This is a genomic window from Niallia circulans NBRC 13626 (genome assembly GCF_001591585.1).
GTDB lineage: Bacteria > Bacillota > Bacilli > Bacillales > Cytobacillaceae > Niallia > Niallia circulans.
The window spans coordinates 224,870-244,666 of the sequence record NZ_BCVE01000001.1 but is presented as its reverse complement, the minus strand read 5'-3'; the positions used below and the strand labels follow the sequence as shown (position 1 = coordinate 244,666).

Annotated in this window: 20 protein-coding genes and 4 pseudogenes; 20 read left to right on the top strand and 4 right to left on the bottom strand. The window is 34.8% G+C overall.

The genetic code is table 11. The features are described from left to right. Positions 1-166 precede the first annotated feature (166 nt). The 13 genes and pseudogenes from BCI01S_RS01290 to BCI01S_RS24560 form a co-directional block, all read left to right on the top strand. Positions 167-607 (top strand): SMI1/KNR4 family protein, encoded by a 441-nt coding sequence (locus tag BCI01S_RS01290; RefSeq protein ID WP_047940550.1) that lies wholly within the window; start codon positions 167-169, stop codon positions 605-607. 455 nt (positions 608-1,062) lie between these two features. After that, positions 1,063-1,249: pseudogene (locus tag BCI01S_RS25860) on the top strand (IS1595-like element ISSpps1 family transposase); the annotation flags it as partial. Positions 1,250-1,337: 88 nt separating this feature from the next. After that, positions 1,338-1,865 carry an SUKH-4 family immunity protein gene (locus BCI01S_RS01280; RefSeq protein WP_047940712.1) on the top strand — a complete coding sequence of 176 codons (528 nt, stop codon included), beginning with the start codon at positions 1,338-1,340 and terminating at the stop codon, positions 1,863-1,865. 435 nt (positions 1,866-2,300) lie between these two features. Continuing rightward, complete coding sequence (locus BCI01S_RS01275; RefSeq protein ID WP_047940552.1) at positions 2,301-2,513, top strand: bacteriocin immunity protein; 213 nt, start codon at positions 2,301-2,303, stop codon at positions 2,511-2,513. A 556-nt stretch (positions 2,514-3,069) separates the two neighbouring features. Continuing rightward, entirely contained in the window at positions 3,070-3,558 is a 489-nt protein-coding gene (locus BCI01S_RS01270) for a hypothetical protein (protein WP_061796295.1), read from the top strand. A 251-nt stretch (positions 3,559-3,809) separates the two neighbouring features. Beyond that, positions 3,810-4,295, top strand: coding sequence for a hypothetical protein (locus BCI01S_RS01265; protein ID WP_047940713.1), 486 nt, complete (start codon positions 3,810-3,812; stop codon positions 4,293-4,295). A 272-nt stretch (positions 4,296-4,567) separates the two neighbouring features. Continuing rightward, complete coding sequence (locus BCI01S_RS01260) at positions 4,568-4,942, top strand: immunity 22 family protein (protein WP_061796294.1); 375 nt, start codon at positions 4,568-4,570, stop codon at positions 4,940-4,942. A 584-nt stretch (positions 4,943-5,526) separates the two neighbouring features. Next, positions 5,527-6,708: a GTP-binding protein gene (locus BCI01S_RS01255; protein ID WP_235844419.1), complete on the top strand. Its 1,182-nt coding sequence runs from the start codon at positions 5,527-5,529 to the stop codon at positions 6,706-6,708. 35 nt (positions 6,709-6,743) lie between these two features. Further along, positions 6,744-6,893 (top strand): 50S ribosomal protein L33, encoded by a 150-nt coding sequence (gene rpmG, locus BCI01S_RS01250; protein WP_016203575.1) that lies wholly within the window; start codon positions 6,744-6,746, stop codon positions 6,891-6,893. A 68-nt stretch (positions 6,894-6,961) separates the two neighbouring features. Further along, positions 6,962-7,231, top strand: a complete 270-nt coding sequence (gene rpsN, locus BCI01S_RS01245; RefSeq protein ID WP_047940556.1) for a 30S ribosomal protein S14 — start codon at positions 6,962-6,964, stop codon at positions 7,229-7,231. Positions 7,232-7,303: 72 nt separating this feature from the next. Then, entirely contained in the window at positions 7,304-7,660 is a 357-nt protein-coding gene (locus tag BCI01S_RS01240; protein WP_061796292.1) for a hypothetical protein, read from the top strand. Between the two features lie 324 nt (positions 7,661-7,984). Further along, positions 7,985-8,944 carry a LacI family DNA-binding transcriptional regulator gene (locus BCI01S_RS01235; protein ID WP_047940558.1) on the top strand — a complete coding sequence of 320 codons (960 nt, stop codon included), beginning with the start codon at positions 7,985-7,987 and terminating at the stop codon, positions 8,942-8,944. A gap of 253 nt (positions 8,945-9,197) precedes the next feature. Continuing rightward, a pseudogene (locus BCI01S_RS24560) lies at positions 9,198-9,396 on the top strand (transposase); the annotation flags it as partial. 174 nt (positions 9,397-9,570) lie between these two features. Here the strand turns inward: BCI01S_RS24560 and BCI01S_RS01230 are convergent. The 4 genes from BCI01S_RS01230 to murQ all read right to left on the bottom strand — a co-directional run bounded on the left by BCI01S_RS01230 (position 9,571) and on the right by murQ (position 13,823). Continuing rightward, complete coding sequence (locus BCI01S_RS01230) at positions 9,571-10,584, bottom strand: MupG family TIM beta-alpha barrel fold protein (RefSeq protein ID WP_061796291.1); 1,014 nt, start codon at positions 10,582-10,584, stop codon at positions 9,571-9,573. Then, on the bottom strand, positions 10,581-11,945 hold the full coding sequence (locus BCI01S_RS01225; protein ID WP_047940561.1) for a PTS transporter subunit EIIC: 1,365 nt from the start codon (positions 11,943-11,945) through the stop codon (positions 10,581-10,583). The genes BCI01S_RS01230 and BCI01S_RS01225 overlap by 4 nt, the downstream gene beginning before the upstream one ends. 102 nt (positions 11,946-12,047) lie before the next feature. Further along, positions 12,048-12,902 (bottom strand): MurR/RpiR family transcriptional regulator, encoded by an 855-nt coding sequence (locus tag BCI01S_RS01220; RefSeq protein ID WP_047940562.1) that lies wholly within the window; start codon positions 12,900-12,902, stop codon positions 12,048-12,050. 21 nt (positions 12,903-12,923) lie between these two features. After that, a complete protein-coding gene (murQ, locus tag BCI01S_RS01215) occupies positions 12,924-13,823 on the bottom strand; it encodes an N-acetylmuramic acid 6-phosphate etherase (RefSeq protein ID WP_061796288.1) in 900 nt (299 codons plus the stop codon). Positions 13,824-14,025: 202 nt separating this feature from the next. Here murQ and BCI01S_RS01210 point away from each other — a divergent pair, with 202 nt between their 5' ends. The 7 genes and pseudogenes from BCI01S_RS01210 to BCI01S_RS01185 all read left to right on the top strand — a co-directional run bounded on the left by BCI01S_RS01210 (position 14,026) and on the right by BCI01S_RS01185 (position 19,658). Beyond that, entirely contained in the window at positions 14,026-14,409 is a 384-nt protein-coding gene (locus tag BCI01S_RS01210; protein ID WP_061796286.1) for a PH domain-containing protein, read from the top strand. A 92-nt stretch (positions 14,410-14,501) separates the two neighbouring features. Continuing rightward, entirely contained in the window at positions 14,502-15,200 is a 699-nt protein-coding gene (locus tag BCI01S_RS01205; protein ID WP_061796284.1) for a DUF5694 domain-containing protein, read from the top strand. Positions 15,201-15,327: 127 nt separating this feature from the next. Then, positions 15,328-16,231 (top strand): annotated as a pseudogene (locus tag BCI01S_RS01200) (alpha/beta fold hydrolase). A 106-nt stretch (positions 16,232-16,337) separates the two neighbouring features. Beyond that, a complete protein-coding gene (locus BCI01S_RS25120; protein ID WP_156485377.1) occupies positions 16,338-16,502 on the top strand; it encodes a hypothetical protein in 165 nt (54 codons plus the stop codon). A 12-nt stretch (positions 16,503-16,514) separates the two neighbouring features. Next, positions 16,515-17,183 (top strand): annotated as a pseudogene (locus tag BCI01S_RS01195) (alpha/beta fold hydrolase); the annotation flags it as partial. Positions 17,184-17,242: 59 nt separating this feature from the next. Continuing rightward, the gene (locus tag BCI01S_RS01190; protein ID WP_061796282.1) at positions 17,243-19,336 is read left to right on the top strand and encodes a class I SAM-dependent methyltransferase; all 2,094 of its coding nucleotides are present in this window, start codon (positions 17,243-17,245) and stop codon (positions 19,334-19,336) included. Positions 19,337-19,475: 139 nt separating this feature from the next. Continuing rightward, positions 19,476-19,658, top strand: coding sequence for an H-type small acid-soluble spore protein (locus BCI01S_RS01185; protein ID WP_371000768.1), 183 nt, complete (start codon positions 19,476-19,478; stop codon positions 19,656-19,658). Positions 19,659-19,797 lie beyond the last annotated feature (139 nt).

Genomic DNA, 19,797 nt, shown 5'->3' with positions numbered 1-19,797 from the left:
AAGAAGGGTTGTAAACAAAAGCTAGGCATTGAATTTGCAGATGAAATACAAAAGAAGAGTTAGCTAAATGATTGTACTAACACAATTAATATTCCTAAATGCGCATCAAGCTGGTATACATGAAAAGCCCAAAAGCAAATACCCTATGTATAGGAGGTAAAAAATAATGAGCTATGAATTTATTAAGACAAACCAAGAAAATAGTTTTTATCCAGTGGCTGAAAACAAAATAAAAGAGGCTGAGAAGGCACTTAATTTAAAATTCCCTAATGAGTTAGTTCATTTTTATAGAGAGGTGGGCTACGGTTTTATTAAAGGTTCAGAATTTAATATTAATCGAATTATGGGTCCCTATTCTGTAAGAGATTTTCGATTAAGAGTTAATGATTTTGAGTTTTATCCCGGCATAGAAATCTATGAAGAATTTGAGAATAATAAACTAATATTTTTTGAAGGCAGTGAATCGGCATTAATGTCCATCGAATTGAATAATAATAATAGAAATCCAGTTTATTATTATGACGTTCAAATTGCCACTTCTCTTGAAGAATTTTTAAGAAAGATGGAAGAAAATGATAATTATTACTTGGAGTTACTACCTGATTAAAGAACGGTAATAAAACATATCTTGAATGTTTTTACGCCTTCTTTAATTTATAATAAATTAACTGGTATTTTAGGCATTACAGTGGAAAAATTCAGCAAACAAAATTTGGTCACGGAAAAAGTCATTTATTGGTGGAGAGTATTTAACTATCCACAAGCGAAAATTGATAAAGTAAAAAGCAATTGCAGTTGGAATGGAATTTGGTTTTGTAGTTTTCAAGGGTGCTGGACTTGTGGTAGAAACTAAAGATGTACCAGAAATTCTCTGGTTAAAGTAATGTCAAGGCACAATTTGAATGGCTAAGATACCGTAATTGGAAGAAGACTAGAATGTGTGATTTGGCACCAGATAAAATGAACCTAGTACCTATTGGAATACAGTGAACAACTATTCATAATGGTGACAGATTCAATGGAATGTAGGCAGATGCCCGAGATAACCAAGATAGTTGGTATACTCACGTTACTGCTTTTTATTTGAGACATAAAGTGTTTTTTGTACTCGCTAAAGAATATAGATTTATTTAAAGGAATAGTAGAAAAGGATGAAACCTATTACTGGGAAAGTCAAAAAGGTCAAAAGGATATTAAAAATCACAAATCTAGAAAACGTGGTGGTTCTTCTACTGTTGGTATCCATAATATGGAAAATGGATTAGGGGCTGGAATAGATGATGAAACTGCAAGAAGGCTGGATACCTTTATAAAAGATTCAAGAAGGTGAGAGAATGGTGATGACACCAGAAGAATTTATTAATAAATGGGATTGTATTAAGAATGGCCCACTGAACAAATTTAAAGAAGTAGATTTAATGAATACATATTTTTCGGATGAAGTTAAGAGGTTTTTGTCTATAGGAGGTCTACCGGAGACTCCACCGCCGTATTTGGAATTTACTTCGTCCCAATTTAAACCTATTACCGATGTATTTGATATGCCAGAACAGTTAGGGTCAACTGGTTCGGGGAATCCAATCTGTATAACGGAGAAGGATGAAAACATAGTGTCACTTACTAATGGGGATAATTATAAAGTGATATTTGTTAATTCATCTCTGAATCAGTTTGCAGAATGTATATTAGCTTATGTATCCATGATTGATAAAGCAATAGAGATTAACGGAGAGGATGCCTATATTGATAACGATATACCTAAAGTAGTAATGGAGTGGCTAAAAGGGGAACTAGAGAAAATTGATAGTAAGTGTATGGAAGCAGGATTCTTTTGGTCTACTGAGTTTGAAAATCTATTTGAATAACCTCTCGCGTATAGGAAAATCCTTAAAATGTAATAGCTTTAAATTAGACAGAAGTCTTCAAACCCACACCAAACTTATATAAAAAGAGTCAATTAGTGTAATGCCAAGGAGATAAAACTGTTAGGTAAGCAATTTAATTCTTTGATAATTTTAGAAAAAGAGATTTAGAAGACTGTGGAAAATCATAGACTTACAAAGGAGTCTAACAACCGTAATATTTCAAGGATGTTAGAGGGAAATACCTCTATTGCTCCTATAGTAGAACATGATGGTAAACATAAATCATATATACTTACATAAAAGCCTATAGATAAGGGTAAAGAAGTGTTCAAACTTGATAATTTAATGATTACTTCATCAAAAATACACTAAAATATTTAAAAAACTGCTTATCAATTTGGAAAGAAAGGGCAGTAATTTAGGAATGGTAGAAAAATGAGTAAAAAGTTATCTAAAGATGAGTTAGTTGAACTAGTAAAAAAAATATGTAATCCTAAGCAGTCTGATGAAAAGGTAAGTGAATATATAGAAATTTTGGAAGAAAATGTTCCTCATCCTGCTCCGAGTGACTTAATTTTTTGGAATGATGAGGATTTATCTCCAGAGGAAGTAGTAGAGATTGCCTTAGCATATAAAGAAGAGAACTAATCGGTAAAGGGGTTGATTGCATCGCAAAAGCCCCATACAATGATTTGATTAATATAGAGGCTAAGCGTTACGGTAATCCTAAAGCATAACATGTTATGAAGTTATCAGAAATATTCGAGTATCTACACAAGGTCAAGCAAGGGGTAGATATAGCATTGCATATGAAACGATAAGAAGACGAAACAAGGCAATCAAAAGCGATAGGATGTCGGCCATTATTTTTAAATATTCCTAAAGTTATAGATAAGGCAAATAGACTTATTCCATGTCCTTCTGGAAACCCTATCTCACACGATCCTAGGAAAAAATTTACTAGAGTTAATGGGATTCCCCGGCTCTATAAGTTGGATAGGTTATCAAGCAAGATATAAAATTCCTATTCCATAAAATAAACTTCCAGTTATTAAAAATGAAAATGAATGACTTTACAAATGGTGTATTTTTACCTATACCTTTTGACGATGTTAGTAGTCTATCTAGACATAGTTGCTTTCAAAGCAATTTATAACAATATTGTAAGAAAAATAGAAGAATTAAGGGAAAGGTGGTTATCTAAATGAAATTGGGTGAAAACACTCAATTAGTAGAAGAAGTAATGGATTTTATTCGTCATAATAAGATGTTTAATATGATTAACTTTCATGTAAATAATTTAGAGGTAATAAATAATTTCAAGGAAGCACAAAACCTTGCCTGGTCTCAGGACTCAAGTGAAGTTGATACTGTATGGGAAAATGTTAAATCACAGGAAGCAGGAAGTATTGTTCAAAAGGTATATGATTTGGATTTAGTAACTGAACAAGATGATTTATATGATTTTTTTAATGACTATAACAATTACTCGAACGACTTTCTTCCTTTGGATTATATTGATATTAATGAGGAAGTTGAGGGTGACCTCATGATGTGTGCATTAAATCGATTAGTTAATGGGAAAACAGACAATTTTTATGAAAAAATCTTTGAGATTTATAAGCAAGGAGGGTGGCCATGTGGGTGGAAGGGGTCATACCCGATTGGTGAAATTATTGTGTATGTGCCTTAAAATAAAAAAATTACAAATCTTGATTGGCAAAGTGCCTTTTCAAGGTTTTTTTAATTTATAATAAATTAAACTGATATTTAGTGAAACGAAAAGAAAATTTTGTTTGAGAACGGAGAGCTTAGAATCCTAGTACCATCAAGGCATTATATTTTAAGTGGTTTGTGAAAATAAGACGATAATTAGGTGAGATAACATGGTACATGCAGGTGGATGGGGTAACCGTTGACTTTGAGAAAGGTGGTATAAAAGTAATGAACTATGGTGTATTTAATAATTTAGTTGAAGAGGTAATTCGGTTCTCGAAAAATTTCCAGAGCGAACTTACTAATAATATTATCAATAAAATTGTTATTATTAATGATATAAAAAAAGCAGAATATTTAGCTTATGATGAGATTTTTGGTGAGGAAGAGTATAATTGGAAAGATATCAGAGAATTGGAAATGAGTGAAGTTTGGGAGACTTATTACGCAATGTCAGAAAAGGAAAAGCCTAAAGGATTGGAAGAATTATTAGAAGTTATTGCTGGTAATGTGAGCAAAAACTCATTTAAATATAGTATATTTTATAACGATGTTGTAGCTGATCTTACTAATTGTGCCATTAATCGAGCGATAAACGGAAAGAATAAATCTTTTTTTGAAGATTTGTTTGAGATATATCAACTTGGTGCCTTTCCTTGCGGTTGGAATGGTGCTTATCCAGAAGGAAAAATTATTGCTTATAAATTGGATTAAAAATAAAAAAATAGAAAGAAAAATGCACGTTAACTTAGAAAATCAGGAGATTTACATGAGTAGAACTTAGTTTAAAGGGTTCCTCAATTTAAGTGTGGATATATTTAATACTGAAGAGATTAAAGATATAAGAACAACTATATCAGATGTCAATCCCGATTATGTAGGGGGAAGCCCCGTTAAAGCACATGATAATTGTTAGCAGTAATAGATTAGAGGGTGGAGTTATGTCTCTGCCTCATACTTTAAGACTAAAATAGGAGGCTACTATAATGGAAAAACAGGGGTGGGTTTCAGTTTGGTTAGGGAATATAAACGATGAGGACTCAATAGGAGAGTATGTAGATTTAACTTATGATGAGGATGGCGAGTCTGTCCCATCCCAATTCTTTATCGATTTTAAGATTGATGTGGATGAAACAGATGAGGATACGATAGAAAAAGAAGTGTATAAGAATAGTAGTAGTGATATTGCAGCATTATTAGATGGGTGTTCGTATGAAGAAATTGTCATCCCAAAAATCCAGAAAAGTATAAATCTAAAGAAATCATATAATGCTGTGATTTTAATATATAATTTTCAATATCAAAATGAAATTAGCTCAACAGGTGCTTTTGATTTTATTACAGCTACAAATTATGAGTAAGATAAATTTTAAAGATATGGAAAATTGATTTAGTTAATGGTCAACTCAGAAATTACTTATCTCTATTTAGTAGCCCTATGTTTTACCTTACTACATTAGAAGTTAAAAGAAGGAAGTGCAAAATGGTATGTTGAAAGATATACCGACTTATATCATGCCAGGTCAACCACAAACATAGCTAGTTAATCGTTTTGGTGGAGGTTGAAATTAGCAGACAAGTCATGCTGATGGTTCCTATAGAAATTGCGGTTTTTCTATCCCAATTGCTTACTGTTTTGATCAAGAGGGAAATGATTTATTGCTTTCTAAAGATGATATTCGCACTAGAATTTTTGATACAGAGACTAATAGTATAAAGATAGCAGAGTAATTAAGATAAAGATAGAAGAAGAAGGGGAATTTAACATAAATTTTAACTTCCCTTCCGTAACTAAATGTCACTCCTAATAAAAAAGTATATAATAAACACTTGCAAATCGTAATCATTTCGTTTTATTATAGAATAGTTATTACTTCATCAGAAATAACTAAAGTGTAAAGTTTAAATCGGAATGATAACGATTTGTTTTTTAGGAGTGAGAGTATTGAATAATAAGAAAATCCCTGTTACTGTTTTAAGCGGTTATCTCGGGTCAGGCAAAACTACTTTGCTAAATCATATTCTATCCAATAGGGAAAGCCTAAAGGTGGCTGTGATTGTCAATGATATGAGTGAGGTAAATATTGACGCTTCATTGGTGAAACAGGGCGGTTTTTCAAGAACGGATGAAAAATTGGTGGAAATGCAAAATGGTTGCATCTGCTGTACACTTAGGGAGGATTTAATAATTGAAGTGGAAAAGCTTGTGCAATTAGGTGATATTGATTATATCGTAATTGAATCAAGCGGAATTAGCGAACCGATTCCGGTTGCGCAAACATTTACATATGTAGATGAGAGTGTAGGGATTGATTTATCGCGATTTTGTCAGTTAGATACGATGGTTACAGTCTTAGATGCTCATCGTTTTTGGCATGATTATGCATCTGGTGAAAGTCTTTTAGACCGAAAGCAAGCAGTGGGTGAAATGGCTGAAAGAGAAATAGCAGATTTGTTAATTGATCAAATTGAATTTGCGAATGTCATTTTGTTAAATAAAACGGATTTAGTTTCGGAAAGCAAACTACAGGAACTGAAAGCAGTTATCCAAAAATTTAACCCGGAAGCCAAAATTATAGAAAGTGAATATTCCAGAATTCCTTTAAATCAAGTTTTAAATACTCAGTTATTTGATTTTGACGCTGCTAGTCAAGGTGCAGGCTGGATAAAAGAATTAAATGAAGAGCATATTCCAGAGACAGAGGAATATGGAATTTCTTCCTTTGTGTATCGTAGCAATAAACCTTTTCACCCTGTGAGATTAATGCAGTGGTTGCAAGACTGGCCAGTTGAAGTAGTTCGGGCGAAAGGATTTATTTGGCTGGCCACGAGAAATGATATTGCCGGATTACTTTCCCAAGCTGGACCGTCCTTAACCATACAAGAAGCGGGCATGTGGGTAGCAGCTTATTCGGAAAGCGAGCAGAAAGAAGTTTTAGAGGAAGATGCAGATTTACAAAAACGTTGGGATCCTCTTTACGGAGATCGCATGACAGAGTTAGTGTTTATTGGGATTGGCATGAATCAACAGCAAATGGAAGAAGAGCTAGATGCTTGTTTATTGACTGATATGGAAATGAAAAAGGATTGGACTAAATTTATTGATCCACTGCCTGCGTTTTTTTGAGTAAAAAAATTCAATTTTATTAGGAGGAAGAAAAAATGAGAGTGAAAATTACCTTAGCATGTACAGAAACAGGAGATAGAAATTATATTACAACCAAAAACAAACGAAATAATCCAGACCGTATCGAGTTGATGAAGTATTGTCCGCGTTTAAAAAAGCGCACTTTGCACAGAGAAACAAAATAATTTTTTTATAGTTATTAAATCGTAATCATTTCGTTTTATGTAATTCAAATGTATTGGAGGAAGCAGAAATGGCAAAAAAGTCGAAAGTAGTAAAAGAAAAGAAACGCCAAGCCATGGTTGAAAAATATGAAGCGCTTCGAATGGAATTAAAAGAAAAGGGAGGCTTGGAAGCACTTAGAAAGCTACCAAGAGATTCCTCACCGACTCGTTTGAAAAATAGATGTGAAGTGACTGGTAGACCAAGAGGGTACTTAAGAAAATTTAAAATGTCCCGCATTGCTTTTAGAGAATATGCCCATAAAGGACAAATTCCAGGAGTGAAAAAATCAAGCTGGTAATGAATAGAAAGAAAAGTCGTCAGCTTATGGGTTTGACGACTTTTATCTACACAAAAAATGGAGGAATCAGAAATGAATTCCGTTAATCCTGTATTAGTGCAAATTTTTTATCGAAGCGCGATTGCAAATATGCCAGAAAAAAAACGGGAAATTTATCAATACATAACGACTAAAGAAGAAGAGTTAGAGAAGATAGCTGTGAGCGAGAAACAGTTTATGGAGCTATTGGTTAACCATTCCCCATTTAAAGAGGCGTCTAGTTATTTTTCCCTCAGTTTGTCAGCAATTAAGGAGATTATGGATGAGGCCCAAGCAGAAATCGATTTAATGATTATGACCAGAATTAATCAAATGAGATGGATTAATTACTCCAAGACTGATAGAAAAGCACGAAAAAATAAAAAATGGACATTTGTATTTGTATCCTAATTTTTTTATAATGGCACTCTTATTTAAATAGGATACATTGGAAAAATATACATAGATCTACCATGCTTATCTGTTTTTTCACATTAACCTGGTATGCGTTTCATCCTTTACACTTTAAGCAAATAAGATAAGCGGGGCAGAAATTTATTTTGCTTCTATTTTATAGCTTAGCTTATGTTTGCTTAAGTCGTCTGGACAATCAATGGATGTAACATAAATTTCATCTTTTGCAGGCTATTTCATTGGGGTATACAGAAAAGACCAGAAACTGTATTCTTAATATATAAGGTAAAAAAGATATTGGGTTTTGAAAAGGTGAAAAGTATGACAAACATTAAAGATCTAGCAAAGATGGCTGGTGTTTCTGTAACAACTGTTTCCCGTGTCCTTAATAATCATCCATATGTAAGCAAGGAAAAGAGAAATGCTGTACTAGCGGCAATTAAAGAAAGTAATTATGAACAAAATATTAATGCAGTTCATTTAAGTAAAGGAAAAACACAAATGATTGGTGTTGTCCTTCCTTTTTCTGACCATCCTTATTTTGCGTTGCTGTTAAAAGGGATAGCAAAACAAGCGCTGGAGAATAATTATAAACTCGTATTGTTTCAGACGGATTATATGGAAAGCAGGGAATTAGAGGCATTACAAATGTTGAAGCAAAAGCAAATTGACTCCCTCATCATTTGTTCGCGAACTTGCGAATGGTCTGTAATTCAAGAATATCTTTCCTATGGAACAATTGTTTTGTGTGAAGACACAAAGGGGAAGGAAGTTTCTTCTACATTTGTTAACCAGTATAAAATTTTCAAAGAAGCATTAGCATTTTTATATAAAAAGGGGCATCAAAGAATCGGCTACTGTATTGGAAGAAAAACTGGTCCAAGCAGCCAATTACGTGCAAATGCCTATAAAGAGTTTCTTTCGGAACATCAACTTCCTTATTGTGAAGAATATATTATCGATCACTGTAATTACTTTGAAGATGCCAAAATAGTGATGGATCATTTACTGCAAATGGATAATCGTCCGACTGCATTAATTGTGACAAGTGATCAAGTTGCAGCAGGAATTGTTATCTATTGTCAAAAACAAGGAATCAAAATTCCAGAAGAGCTTGCGATAATAGGTTATCATAACGAATCTATTGCAAAACTGATGGAAATATCTACAATGGAAATTCCGCTTTTAGAGATGGGAAAGAACTTATTTCAACAAGCTATTAGCAAAGAAATAACGAAAGAGGAAATGTTTTTTCGTTTTATTGAAAGAACTACTGTATAAACAAGTTGTTCTTTAGCTGCAAATAAAAACATCTTAAACAAGCATTTTGGGATGTCAGACTGTAGACAAACTCCTTGAAATTTGAGGTTTTGCCTATGGTCTTTTTTGTGTCCTCTTCTAATAGGGTATTGATTTCTTCTACAGGGGTTCGCTTTTCATGGGGCGAGTTCTGGTTTTAAAATATAGGTAGATAATTTTTAGAGGTGAAGTCATGCTTTCCAAACATTCTTCTATTCAAAGAAATCTTGCTTTAGATCACCTTCGACATAAACAAGTTATCAGAAAAATTTATGCAAAAAGAAACGATTGAATGTGTTTTCGCAGATGGAAAAGAAAAGCATGGTATGCGATGGACAACTTTAAGGGGGCTTAAAAAATTGTCTATGCAGGCGATGCTTATTTTTGCATCCATGAACGCCAACTGGACTTGGGTGAGTCTGGTAACAGCTTAAGAAGAGCATAAAGAATAAATCAAAATACAATAAAATAACGAAAAAGACCCTAAATTACAAAAGGGTTCAGAATGAAAACATTCTGATTCCCTTTTGTCGACAAACTGTCACCCCAAGCAAGCATTTGGGATGTTTTTATATTTTGTATCTTGCCTCTTTACAATTTTGCTCTAATTAGGAGTAAACAGGAACAAGTTTTATTTTTTGACTAGGTTTTAGTAAGGATAGAAGCGGTATATCTGTATCAACCACCTTTCCGATAACGTTGACTCGCTCATCTGCTGGAAGATCACACAGGGTGATTTGTATTTCTCCGCGATAGCGTCCATAAAGGTCATTATCTCTTGTGATTGTGCCGGCTGGACGTGCTTCTGTGTTCTCCGGGTAGATATTTTCTAGACTTCTCGTATCTAGGAAGCGGAGAACATCTCGGGAAAGATCAGGACGAAGCTGGAACTCGCCTTCTTGGTAACCTTGGATGCGGATGGAGACATAATGATGCTGGTCAAAATCGATTAATTTATGAAGTAGTGCTTCACTGACTCCATAATCACCAATGTAAACATCCTCAACCCCTGCTAGAAATAACTCTAATGCAGCATGATATGGCTCTAAGTGCCGATGATTTTCCAATGTCGGCAGACCGTCAAATAGGGGGCCGCGTTTTTCTTTATCACCTGGAATATATGCACTAATAGGTATTCCAAAACGCTGGAAGATTTCATTTTGTGATTGAAAAAAGGAAATGGATAATCCTGTTTCTTGTCTTGGGTAGAAATTATGCCATGCTATCAATTGATTGGCGTTCAGACCAGCTTTTATAAGTGTAGACAAGTCCTCCTCTTGGAAAGTACTAGCATTAAGAGCCAGTTTAAAAGCTTTGGAAAGGGAAAAAATCATTTCATTATCAAAACCATCATCTAATCGAAGGCCAATAACCCCTAGCTTTTTTAACTCCATTAAACTGTTTAATCCTAAATGACTAGGCGTTTTTAAGGAAACATCGGCAAAAACCTCTATTCCTGCTTCAGCAGCCAGAGTCATAAGCGCTTTGGCTCTAGTCGCTAATTCCCCAGACTCTTCCGGAATATGGAGAGAGGTGAATGCCCGCTTTACTCCTAATTTTCCAGCGCGGATAATTCGTTCTTCCGCTATAGGATCCATTAAATAAAAGGATATGCCAATCATTCAAACTCACCAGCCATTTCATCTTTGAAGCCAAATAAATACGTAAAAACAAATCCAGCGGCATAAGCAATTAATACCCCTGCTAAATATAGAAACACTTGACCAGTAACAACTAGGAATGCAAGTGGTATACCAGATACGCCGACAGCTACAGTAGCAACTCCGAATGCAGCCTGAAATGCTCCGCCGACTCCAGCTCCCAAACATGCCGTTAAGAAGGGACGCCCTAACGGAAGGGTAACACCGAATATCAATGGCTCTCCAATCCCAAGAATCCCTGCAGGAAGACCACCAGCAATAGCTCTTTTTAATCGTTTTTTCTTTGTTTTAAAGTAAATCGCAAACGCCGCACCTACTTGGGCAGCACCACCCATTGCAAGAATTGGCAGAAGAGGATCATCACCAATTGTATTAATTAACTCTAGATGAATTGGTGTTAACCCTTGATGTAACCCAGTGACAACAAGGGGAAGGAAGGTTGCTCCAAGAACAAATCCTGCAACTACGCCCCCAATATCCAGTAAGGAGGTTAATCCTTTTGTAATAATATCGGAAATAAGACCACCAAGCGGCATAAATATAAGATAAGTCAAAATACCAGTAAGCAATAAAGCGACAGTCGGTGTAATAAAAAGATCTAGTGAGGTTGGCACATATTTACGAACTTGTTTTTCAACTAATGCGATAAAGATAGCTGCGAATAGCACGCCAATTAATCCGCCTCGCCCAGGCAGTAAATCTGTGCCAAATAAATGAATGCCAGCAACAGCGGGGTTTATTATCAAAATACCGGCAATAGCTCCAAGCGCTGGCGAACCGCCAAACTCTTTTGCTGCATTTGAGCCGACTAATATGCCGAGGTATCCGAATAATCCACTGCCAATCACAGATAAAATGATGGCAAGTTGTGATTCTTCTGCCAGCACACCGGCCTGGACAATGGCTTTTGTAATTCCTGTTATCAATCCCGAAGCTACAAGAGCAGGAATTAAAGGAATGAAGATACTAGCAATTTTGCGCAAAAATAATTTGAAAGGTGTTGCATTCTTTTTGTTAATCTCAGCTTTTTTGTTTGCTGCCTTTTCTTTTAAATTAATCCCGCCAGCATCATCGATTAATCTACTAAAGGCTTCTGTAACTTTATTTACTTTTCCAGGGCCAAGAATAATTTGCAGTGTTTCTTCTACTACAACTCCTAATACTCCATCCACTTTTTTTAATTCTTCTTTATTGATTAAGGAAGAATCCTTCGGTGTGACACGAAGTCTTGTCATACAATGTGTGTAGCTAACAATATTTTCAGGACCACCTAATTGTTTGAGAATCTTTTCTGCTAAAATTTTGTTGTTTTCACCAGCCATCTTAAATTCCCTTCTCTCCACTATTATTTATTTTTGCACTCCCATCAAATGTGTCCAGGCACCATGTTGTTTCTAGATAGGGAAGACACATTTAAGCGAATGCTACTTTCCTTCTTTAATAAATTGAATAGCTTCTCTTGTTTTATCAATAGAGGTAATAGTGTCCTCATATTGAGCTGTTGCCATTGAAAGAAACAAAATATCCATGATATATAGCTGAGCTAGGCGTGACGATGTGGCTGCACTTCGAAAGGGAGCTTCCGCTGAATAGGAAGTAAACAGCTTAATATCTGATAATGAAGCAACAGAGGATTGACCGTATTTTGTTAGACTGATTGTTTTTACACCATGTTTTTTGGCAAGTGACATGACTTTAATTACTTCAGGAGTTTCGCCTGAATGGGAGATTCCAAAAACAATATCATCCTTGCCAGCATTTCCGATTAATGTAGCGACAAGATGTATATCAGTAAAGGCAGTAGCGTTTTTATGAATTCGCAGAAGCTTTTGCTGAGCATCTTTAGCGATAATATTGGAAGCGCCAATCCCAAAAAAATGAACATTTTTTGCAGCAGATATAGTGTGGACAGCGCGCTCCAATTCTTCATAATTAATTATTTCTTCAGAATCACGGATACTCTGAATGCTGTTACTAGTTGTTTTTTGAACAATAGAGTAGAAGGATTCATCAGGTTCAATATCGCGATATCCTTGTTCAAGGGGCTTCACTAAATCGCCAGCAATTCTAACTTTTAAATCTTGAAAGCCATTTAAGCCTAAGGATTTACAGAGTCGAATAACTGCGGCTCCGCTTGTACCTGCATGTGCGCCGATTTCATGAACGGTACTGTTTAAGAGCATATTTGGATTTTCTAGTATAAACGCAGCAATCTTTCGCTCGGAAGCGGGGAGCTGCTCCAACATGCTTTGAATAATTTTTAAACCACCTGCTACCACATTCTAAACCACCTTTTCAGATTACTTTTGAATTGCTTTTTTTACATAACCATTAGCATTTGCTAAAAGCTGCTCTGCTTCTTGCTTGCTTGAATTTGTTTTTAACATGACGATTGCTGTTTTGACTTGTAAGTTTGCCTCTTCCAATGTTTCTAATGCTTGTTCATAGGAGACATCTGCAATTTTGCAAATAATAGCGATTGCTCGTTCCTTAAGCTTTTCATTGCTTACATGAACATCTACCATTAAGTTTTCGTATGCTTTTCCTAGCAATATCATGGAGGAAGTGGAGATCATATTTAAAATCATTTTGTGTGCAGTGCCTGATTTTAACCGGGTTGAACCGGTAAGCACCTCAGGACCGACAATCACTTCGATTGCTTGCTCTGCTTCTTTACTGATGGCTGCATTTTTATTACAGGATAAGGCAATTGTTTTTGCTCCAACTGCTCTTGCATACTGCAATGCTCCGATAACATAAGGAGTCCTTCCACTGGCGGCAATACCAATCACCGTATCATTTTTTGAAAGACTTATAGCTTTTAAATCTTTGATACCAAGATCTGGCTGATCTTCTGATCCTTCGACCGCTTTAAAAAAGGCTGTTTCTCCACCAGCGATCAGTCCTTGCACCATTTCGGGATCTGTACCAAATGTTGGTGGACATTCTACAGCATCGAGAACACCTAATCTTCCACTCGTTCCTGCGCCCACATAAATAAGGCGACCGCCTTTTTGGAAGGATTCAAAAACGTATTGGACGGCTACCTCTATATCAGATAAGACTTCCTTGACTGCAAGAGCCACTAGTTGATCTTGTTCATTCATTAACCGCAATATTTCCATTGGTTCAGCCGTATCGATTTGCATTGTTTGCTCATTTCGAGATTCTGTTGTTAATAGCTCAAGCTTTTCTTCCATTGTAAATACTCCTTCTCCAAGTTTGTTTAGATTTGAAAGCGATTTCCTTGAGATGATTATAATAAAACTAAAATGAAATTTCAATAATTAATAACAAATAATAAAATGAAATTTTATTTCAACGTGCTTACATAAAAGAAAAGACAATTGACTGAAACTTACTATTATCCTTATACGTATGGTAAGAGGAGTGGGGAAAAACATGATTTTCCGTTCGAAAGTAGATCGCTTCTTTATTATCATGTTGTTAGTCGTTATTTTTAGTATGGGGCTTGTTACGTTAGGTCCATTGTTTATAGAGAAGGAACGAACCATATTGCCTAGTATTATTATGAGCACCATTTTTATCTTATGTACTTCTTTTTTTGCATGGATTACATTTGGGAATAAGTATGTGTTTACTGATGAGTATTTACTAGTAAAAGGGGGGCCTTTTCCCAGTAAAATCCGCTATGAAAATATTACTAAAGTTGCTAAGACGAATGATATATTTACTGGTTTTCGACTTAACATGCGAACCAGCAATCGAAATATTTTACATGACAGCAAGCCTTGGCAGTGTAAAAATATCGCCGCAGAACGCTGAATTATTTTTAATAGAATTAGAAAATAGAATTTCAAAAAAGAGGCAAAAGCAATAATTAACGATAAATTATTTTTAGCGATGGTGGTGAGTATGTGAGGAAGAAGATAATATTAGTAGGCACTTTTCATTTTGCGGAAAATGCTGATATGATAAAAAGGAAAAACGAAGAGATCGAAGAATTAGTTCAATTATTAGCAGAATGGAGACCTTCCAAAATCGCCTTAGAATGGGATAAAAAAGATGAGCAGCTTCTTATTGAAAAATTTCATCTAGAAAGTAATCAATATTCTACAGATGAGATTGAACAAATTGGTTTTAGATTAGCGAATAAATTACACCATGATAAGGTATATGGGGTAAATTGGGAAGGGGAATTAGGGCAAGAAGATGTTCAAAACCTATTTAATGAAATAAAGGAAAATTATCTAGAAATATCTGAAAAAATGGAAAGTTTAAATAAAGCTAGTCCCGTATTGTCTGCAACAAGTTCATTAATAGAGGCATTTCGCCGATTGAATGAGAACGCATATATACATAGACTTGAGGATCTTTATTTATCTTTTGTCTTAGTTGAAAATAAACAGGGTGTAAAAATTGGTATTCCATTTCTAGATAAATGGATGAAAAGAGAATTGTATATATTTAATAATGTGCTAGAGATTACAAAGGATAATGATCAAGATTGTATTTTGCTTCTTATTGGCAGTGACCATTTGTGGCTGTTAAGAAAGTTTTTTGAAGGAATTGGCTGGGAAGTGATAAATCCTTTTTCCTGTACAAACAAAATATAAGGAGTAGGAGGAATATTTATGTATTTAATTGAAGGCTTCCATTAACGTTCAAGGTTATGGCCATTTCCACGAGCTCCTCCCTTTTCAATAGGCATAAGAAGAATGGAAAAAGGGAGGATGAAAATCGATGGCAGTAAACTACTTGAACATTAATAGTAAAGAATTATATGTGGAGACGCATGGGAAAATCACAGGAAAAGCTATTCTATATTTGCATGGCGGCCCAGGTGAAGGGTGTTTTGACTTTTCCATGAATCAAACACATCGTCTAAACAATTTTTTTCGTTTAGTTGTTATAGATCAGAGAGGAGTATGTCGCTCTGAAGAAATTTTTAAGAAGGAGTCTTTTGGAATAAACCATTTAATAGAAGATTGTGAAGAACTACGTGTCCAACTAGGTATTTCTAAATGGTCGATTATAGGGCATTCTTTCGGTGGATATTTAGCCGTCCTATATGCAAATCGCTATCCATATGCTATCGAAAAGTTAATTTTTGAGTGTCCTACATTTGATTTCGAATTAACAGCAAAATCCTTATTAAAAAGAACGGCTAGCTTATTTGCAAGATATAATATGATGCCATTACAGAAGAAAGTCAATCGTTTAATTGCTAAAGCTGTGTCACCAAAAGAATTGGTAGAAGGCTATTTGCAGCTAAGCTCTTATTTGCAAGAAAAACGAATGGAAATATATAGTTTGCATTCTATTAATCTAGAAACAAGTATTTATACAGACGAACAATGGGATCGTTTTTATGATAAGTCTGAAATCCATTTTGCAAGATTAAGGAATGAAGGCAAGATCTTCGAATCTGTTTTACCACTATTAAAGAAGATACAAGTACCAAGTCTTTTAAATAGTAGGTGAATATGATCCAGTAACCTGTGAAAAGCAAATAGATTTTTTTGATAAGAATGTTCGACAAGGAGAAATTCAAATAATAGAGCAGTGTGGGCATACGCCTCATAATGAAAGTCCAGAATGGTTTAGTAAAATGGTAACGGAATTTTTATTAAGGAAAAATCATTGAAGCAAGCATCATGAAACTAAATGGTATAAAGGTCTATGTTTTAATTTGTTAGCACCTTTTTATTGAGACTTCATAAGGTAATTTGCTGTAAAAGGAGAAGACAATCATGTATGTAAAAACAAGTGATGGCTTACAAGTATATTATGAAATGAGTGGAAACGGAGATCCATGCCTTTATCTGCATGGAGGTCCAGGATATTGGAGCAAACCTTTCCAGCTATTTGCCCATGGGCTTTTAGAAAAAGATTTGCAAATGATATATTTAGATTAGCGGGGATGCGGCCGATCTGAACATTGCCTATCTCAGGATTATTCATTAAATAGATTAATCATGGATTTAGAAGAATTAAGAATTTCGCTAGGAATTAATAAATGGTATATTATGGGGCATTCCTTTGGCGGCATTCTTGCAGTTAACTATGCTGCTCGATTTCCGGAACATACCATTGGGCTAATATTAGTCAATGTAACACTGAATATGTATGAATCGTTTGAGTATCAAATAAATAGAGGACTTGAAATTTTACAAGAACAACGAAATATCTTCCCGTCTGACCCACAGGAGGATTATATAGAATTATTCTATTCGATTCTTTTTAAATTAATCGAGAACGGAAGTTACGATCATTTTCAATATACCGATATAGACAAGAAAAAAGAAGTAGATAGGATAGATAAGGAATTAAGAACTGACCCCTATTTCCAAAAGAAGGTTTTCTCCTTAAAAGAATATTATCACGATTTTACAGAACTTATGAAAGAAATAAAAAAAACGACTTTAATTATAGCTGGTACATCTGATCACGCTGTTGGACCAAACCATCATTTAACTTTTCCATGTAAAGATGCGGTCGTTCACTATATTAATGGCGGGCATCATCCATACATAGAGAATCAAGATGCGTTTAAAGAGACAGTATTAAGCTTTGTAAATGATAATAAGACTGTTTAGAATTAACTTAAGTCCGGTGATAACATTGTATACATCATTTTCGTCAGGAGGGAAATGAAATGCTGGCCTCTCTACAGGCAATTCAAGAAGTGAGACAAGGAAATAAAGAGGTATTGCGACAACAGAAATGGCTGCAATATCTTTATATAACAAAAGAAAAGAATGTAAACTTAGAACAAGTTCCTTCGTTAGAAGGAATAGAAAGCAATCCAGTTTTGTCCTATGTGGAAAAGACTCTATTAATCTTAGATAATTGTACAAGTTTAAATAATGCTGAAAAACAAATAATTGAACAGGTTTTAATATGGAGCGATGTAGCAAAATGCGGCTCTCCTTCTCAGCGTAAATATTGGAGAGAACGGGGATTTCAATTAGGCATTCATAATATTGGTTCTGCGCAAATATATGCAGAAGAAATAAGAAAGACAGCAAATAGAGAACGCAGGTTGGTTTTAGAAGAGCTTATTTTTACACTTATTTATACACATGGATTAATTGGTCAATTTATAAGAGGAGAAGTTCGCTATTGTCAATTAGAACCATTAATTTTATCTATGAATAAAAACTTCGTAGTAGATAAAAAGGATAGGTACCGTTTATTATATGTCTTGAATCAATGTATCATCGAAGCTGTTTCACCGCAAATATGGAAGGAAGTTCAAGAGGAAGTTAAAGAAGTTATTAGCTCTATTTTGGAAGGGAAAAGGGAGCAAGAGTTACCATTAGAGGAAAGAATTAAGAGGCTGAGAAAAGCCGCTATCCAAAACGGAGAAAATTTTGATGAAGAGTATAGTCGTTTTTTAAAAGAATCGAAAAGAATTGAATTGCTTCAATTATTTTTTCATAAAACGGATATGTGGTATGTGGAGTCTGCTCTGCATGATTTCTCCTTGGAAGAATTTTTGAAAATCTTCCTATTAATCTATCAAAAAGTCGATCCATTAACGATAAAGCAAATCAGCTTTGAACCGTTTATGAAAGACATCTATTATGACTATAAAGGTAAAAAGACAATTAACTTATACAAAAAGAGAATCATTGAGGCATTTTTGAAAGAACAAACGATTGATGATTTAATTGCCGGCACAGAGTGCGCAAATGAACATGTCGAATTAGTGATTATTCCGCTTGACTCTTTAAATGAAAATATTAGCGTAACATTTGTTTATTCAAAGGCTGGGGAGAAATTAATTGAATTTTGTCAGGAAGCAGAAAAATCACCCCTTTATGAACGGGCAATCATTCTTTTATATGATTTTTTTGGTTTTCGAAAGGATGGCTTTGATCGAATGCAGAATGAACAAAACTATCTTGCTGATATGAATAATGCTGAAGACCATAAAAAGATGATTGCTGACTATGCAATAGGAAATAAGCTGCTGGATATAGGGGCAGGCGGTGGAATTATGTTAGATATTCTATCGGATTGCCACCCCGATGCAACTGTTATCGGCATTGATATTTCTACCAATGTTATCGAGGCATTAGAAAAAAGGAAGATAAGAGAAAAGAAAACATGGCTTGTTAAACAGGCAGATGCTCTGCAATTAAAAGAAACTTTTGCGGTGAATAGCATGGATACCATTATATTTTCTTCGATTCTTCATGAGATGTATTCTTATATTCCGTATAAAGGGATGAAATTTAATCCAGAGGTTATTTTGGATAGCTTGACAAGTGCATTTGAAGTCCTTAAACCAGGTGGCAGAATCATTATTAGAGATGGTATCATGACCGAGCCGAAAGAAGAATGGAGACAAATTGAATTTAAGCTGCCAAATGGCTTGGATTTTTTTAAACGCTATGTAAATGATTTTAAAGGCAGACAGATCGAGTTTGAGCAAATTAACGAAAGCACTGTTCAATTGCCGATAAATGATGCGATGGAATTTCTATATACTTATACATGGGGAGAAGAGGCCTATCCGCATGAAGTACAAGAGCAGTTCGGGTACTTTACCCCTGCTGAATATAAAGATGTTATTCAAAAGGTGATTGGCAATAAGGGGAAAGTGCTATTGTTTGACCATTATTTACAAGATGGCTATGCAGAGCATCTATTACCGAAAGTAAAATTGATGGATTCGTCTCAAAACGTGGTTAAACTTCCTGACAGCACCTGTTTTATTGTGATTGAAAAACATCTTAAATAGAGCTTTAAATAGTTTTCAAGCAAGGCAAAAAAATGGAGAGAATAGATTTCCGCCTACTTTCACATAATGAAAAAGGATCTATTTTAAAAAAGGAACCCTATGGGGAACTTAACATTTCTTTATATAGAAAGTAGGTGGAATGATGGATATTAACAGAGCAAAGCAAATACTTTCCTCATCAGCAGAAATAGAAGTAAAGTATAACGGTGCTTCTGTTTGGCTGGAAGATATTAAAGAAAAAGATGCAACCGCAATTGTTCATCTTGTAGGCGGAAGTCAAGAACAAACAGAAGTTGACATTGCAAGCCTAGAAGAAGCTTAAAATCCTTCTTAAGACAACCACGAGGATAGAGGTTCCAGTTTGTCGACAAAAGGGGATCAGAATGTTTTCATTCTGAACCCTTTTTAACATTTGTAGCGGAAATCAACATCCCTATTAGAAGCGGTCACAAAAAAGTTCA

Excerpts from the sequence above, each read along its gene's own strand:
- murQ (WP_061796288.1), bottom strand. The coding sequence starts at position 13,823 with ATGGAAGAAAAGCTTGAGCTATTAACAACAGAATCTCGAAATGAGCAA.
- BCI01S_RS01270 (WP_061796295.1), top strand. The coding sequence starts at position 3,070 with ATGAAATTGGGTGAAAACACTCAATTAGTAGAAGAAGTAATGGATTTT.
- BCI01S_RS01235 (WP_047940558.1), top strand. The coding sequence starts at position 7,985 with ATGACAAACATTAAAGATCTAGCAAAGATGGCTGGTGTTTCTGTAACA.
- rpsN (WP_047940556.1), top strand. The coding sequence starts at position 6,962 with ATGGCAAAAAAGTCGAAAGTAGTAAAAGAAAAGAAACGCCAAGCCATG.
- BCI01S_RS01230 (WP_061796291.1), bottom strand. The coding sequence starts at position 10,584 with ATGATTGGCATATCCTTTTATTTAATGGATCCTATAGCGGAAGAACGA.
- BCI01S_RS01265 (WP_047940713.1), top strand. The coding sequence starts at position 3,810 with ATGAACTATGGTGTATTTAATAATTTAGTTGAAGAGGTAATTCGGTTC.
- BCI01S_RS01190 (WP_061796282.1), top strand. The coding sequence starts at position 17,243 with ATGCTGGCCTCTCTACAGGCAATTCAAGAAGTGAGACAAGGAAATAAA.
- BCI01S_RS01290 (WP_047940550.1), top strand. The coding sequence starts at position 167 with ATGAGCTATGAATTTATTAAGACAAACCAAGAAAATAGTTTTTATCCA.
- BCI01S_RS01260 (WP_061796294.1), top strand. The coding sequence starts at position 4,568 with ATGGAAAAACAGGGGTGGGTTTCAGTTTGGTTAGGGAATATAAACGAT.
- BCI01S_RS01240 (WP_061796292.1), top strand. The coding sequence starts at position 7,304 with ATGAATTCCGTTAATCCTGTATTAGTGCAAATTTTTTATCGAAGCGCG.
- BCI01S_RS01210 (WP_061796286.1), top strand. The coding sequence starts at position 14,026 with ATGATTTTCCGTTCGAAAGTAGATCGCTTCTTTATTATCATGTTGTTA.
- BCI01S_RS01225 (WP_047940561.1), bottom strand. The coding sequence starts at position 11,945 with ATGGCTGGTGAAAACAACAAAATTTTAGCAGAAAAGATTCTCAAACAA.
- BCI01S_RS01275 (WP_047940552.1), top strand. The coding sequence starts at position 2,301 with ATGAGTAAAAAGTTATCTAAAGATGAGTTAGTTGAACTAGTAAAAAAA.
- rpmG (WP_016203575.1), top strand. The coding sequence starts at position 6,744 with ATGAGAGTGAAAATTACCTTAGCATGTACAGAAACAGGAGATAGAAAT.
- BCI01S_RS01185 (WP_371000768.1), top strand. The coding sequence starts at position 19,476 with ATGATGGATATTAACAGAGCAAAGCAAATACTTTCCTCATCAGCAGAA.
- BCI01S_RS25120 (WP_156485377.1), top strand. The coding sequence starts at position 16,338 with ATGTATGTAAAAACAAGTGATGGCTTACAAGTATATTATGAAATGAGT.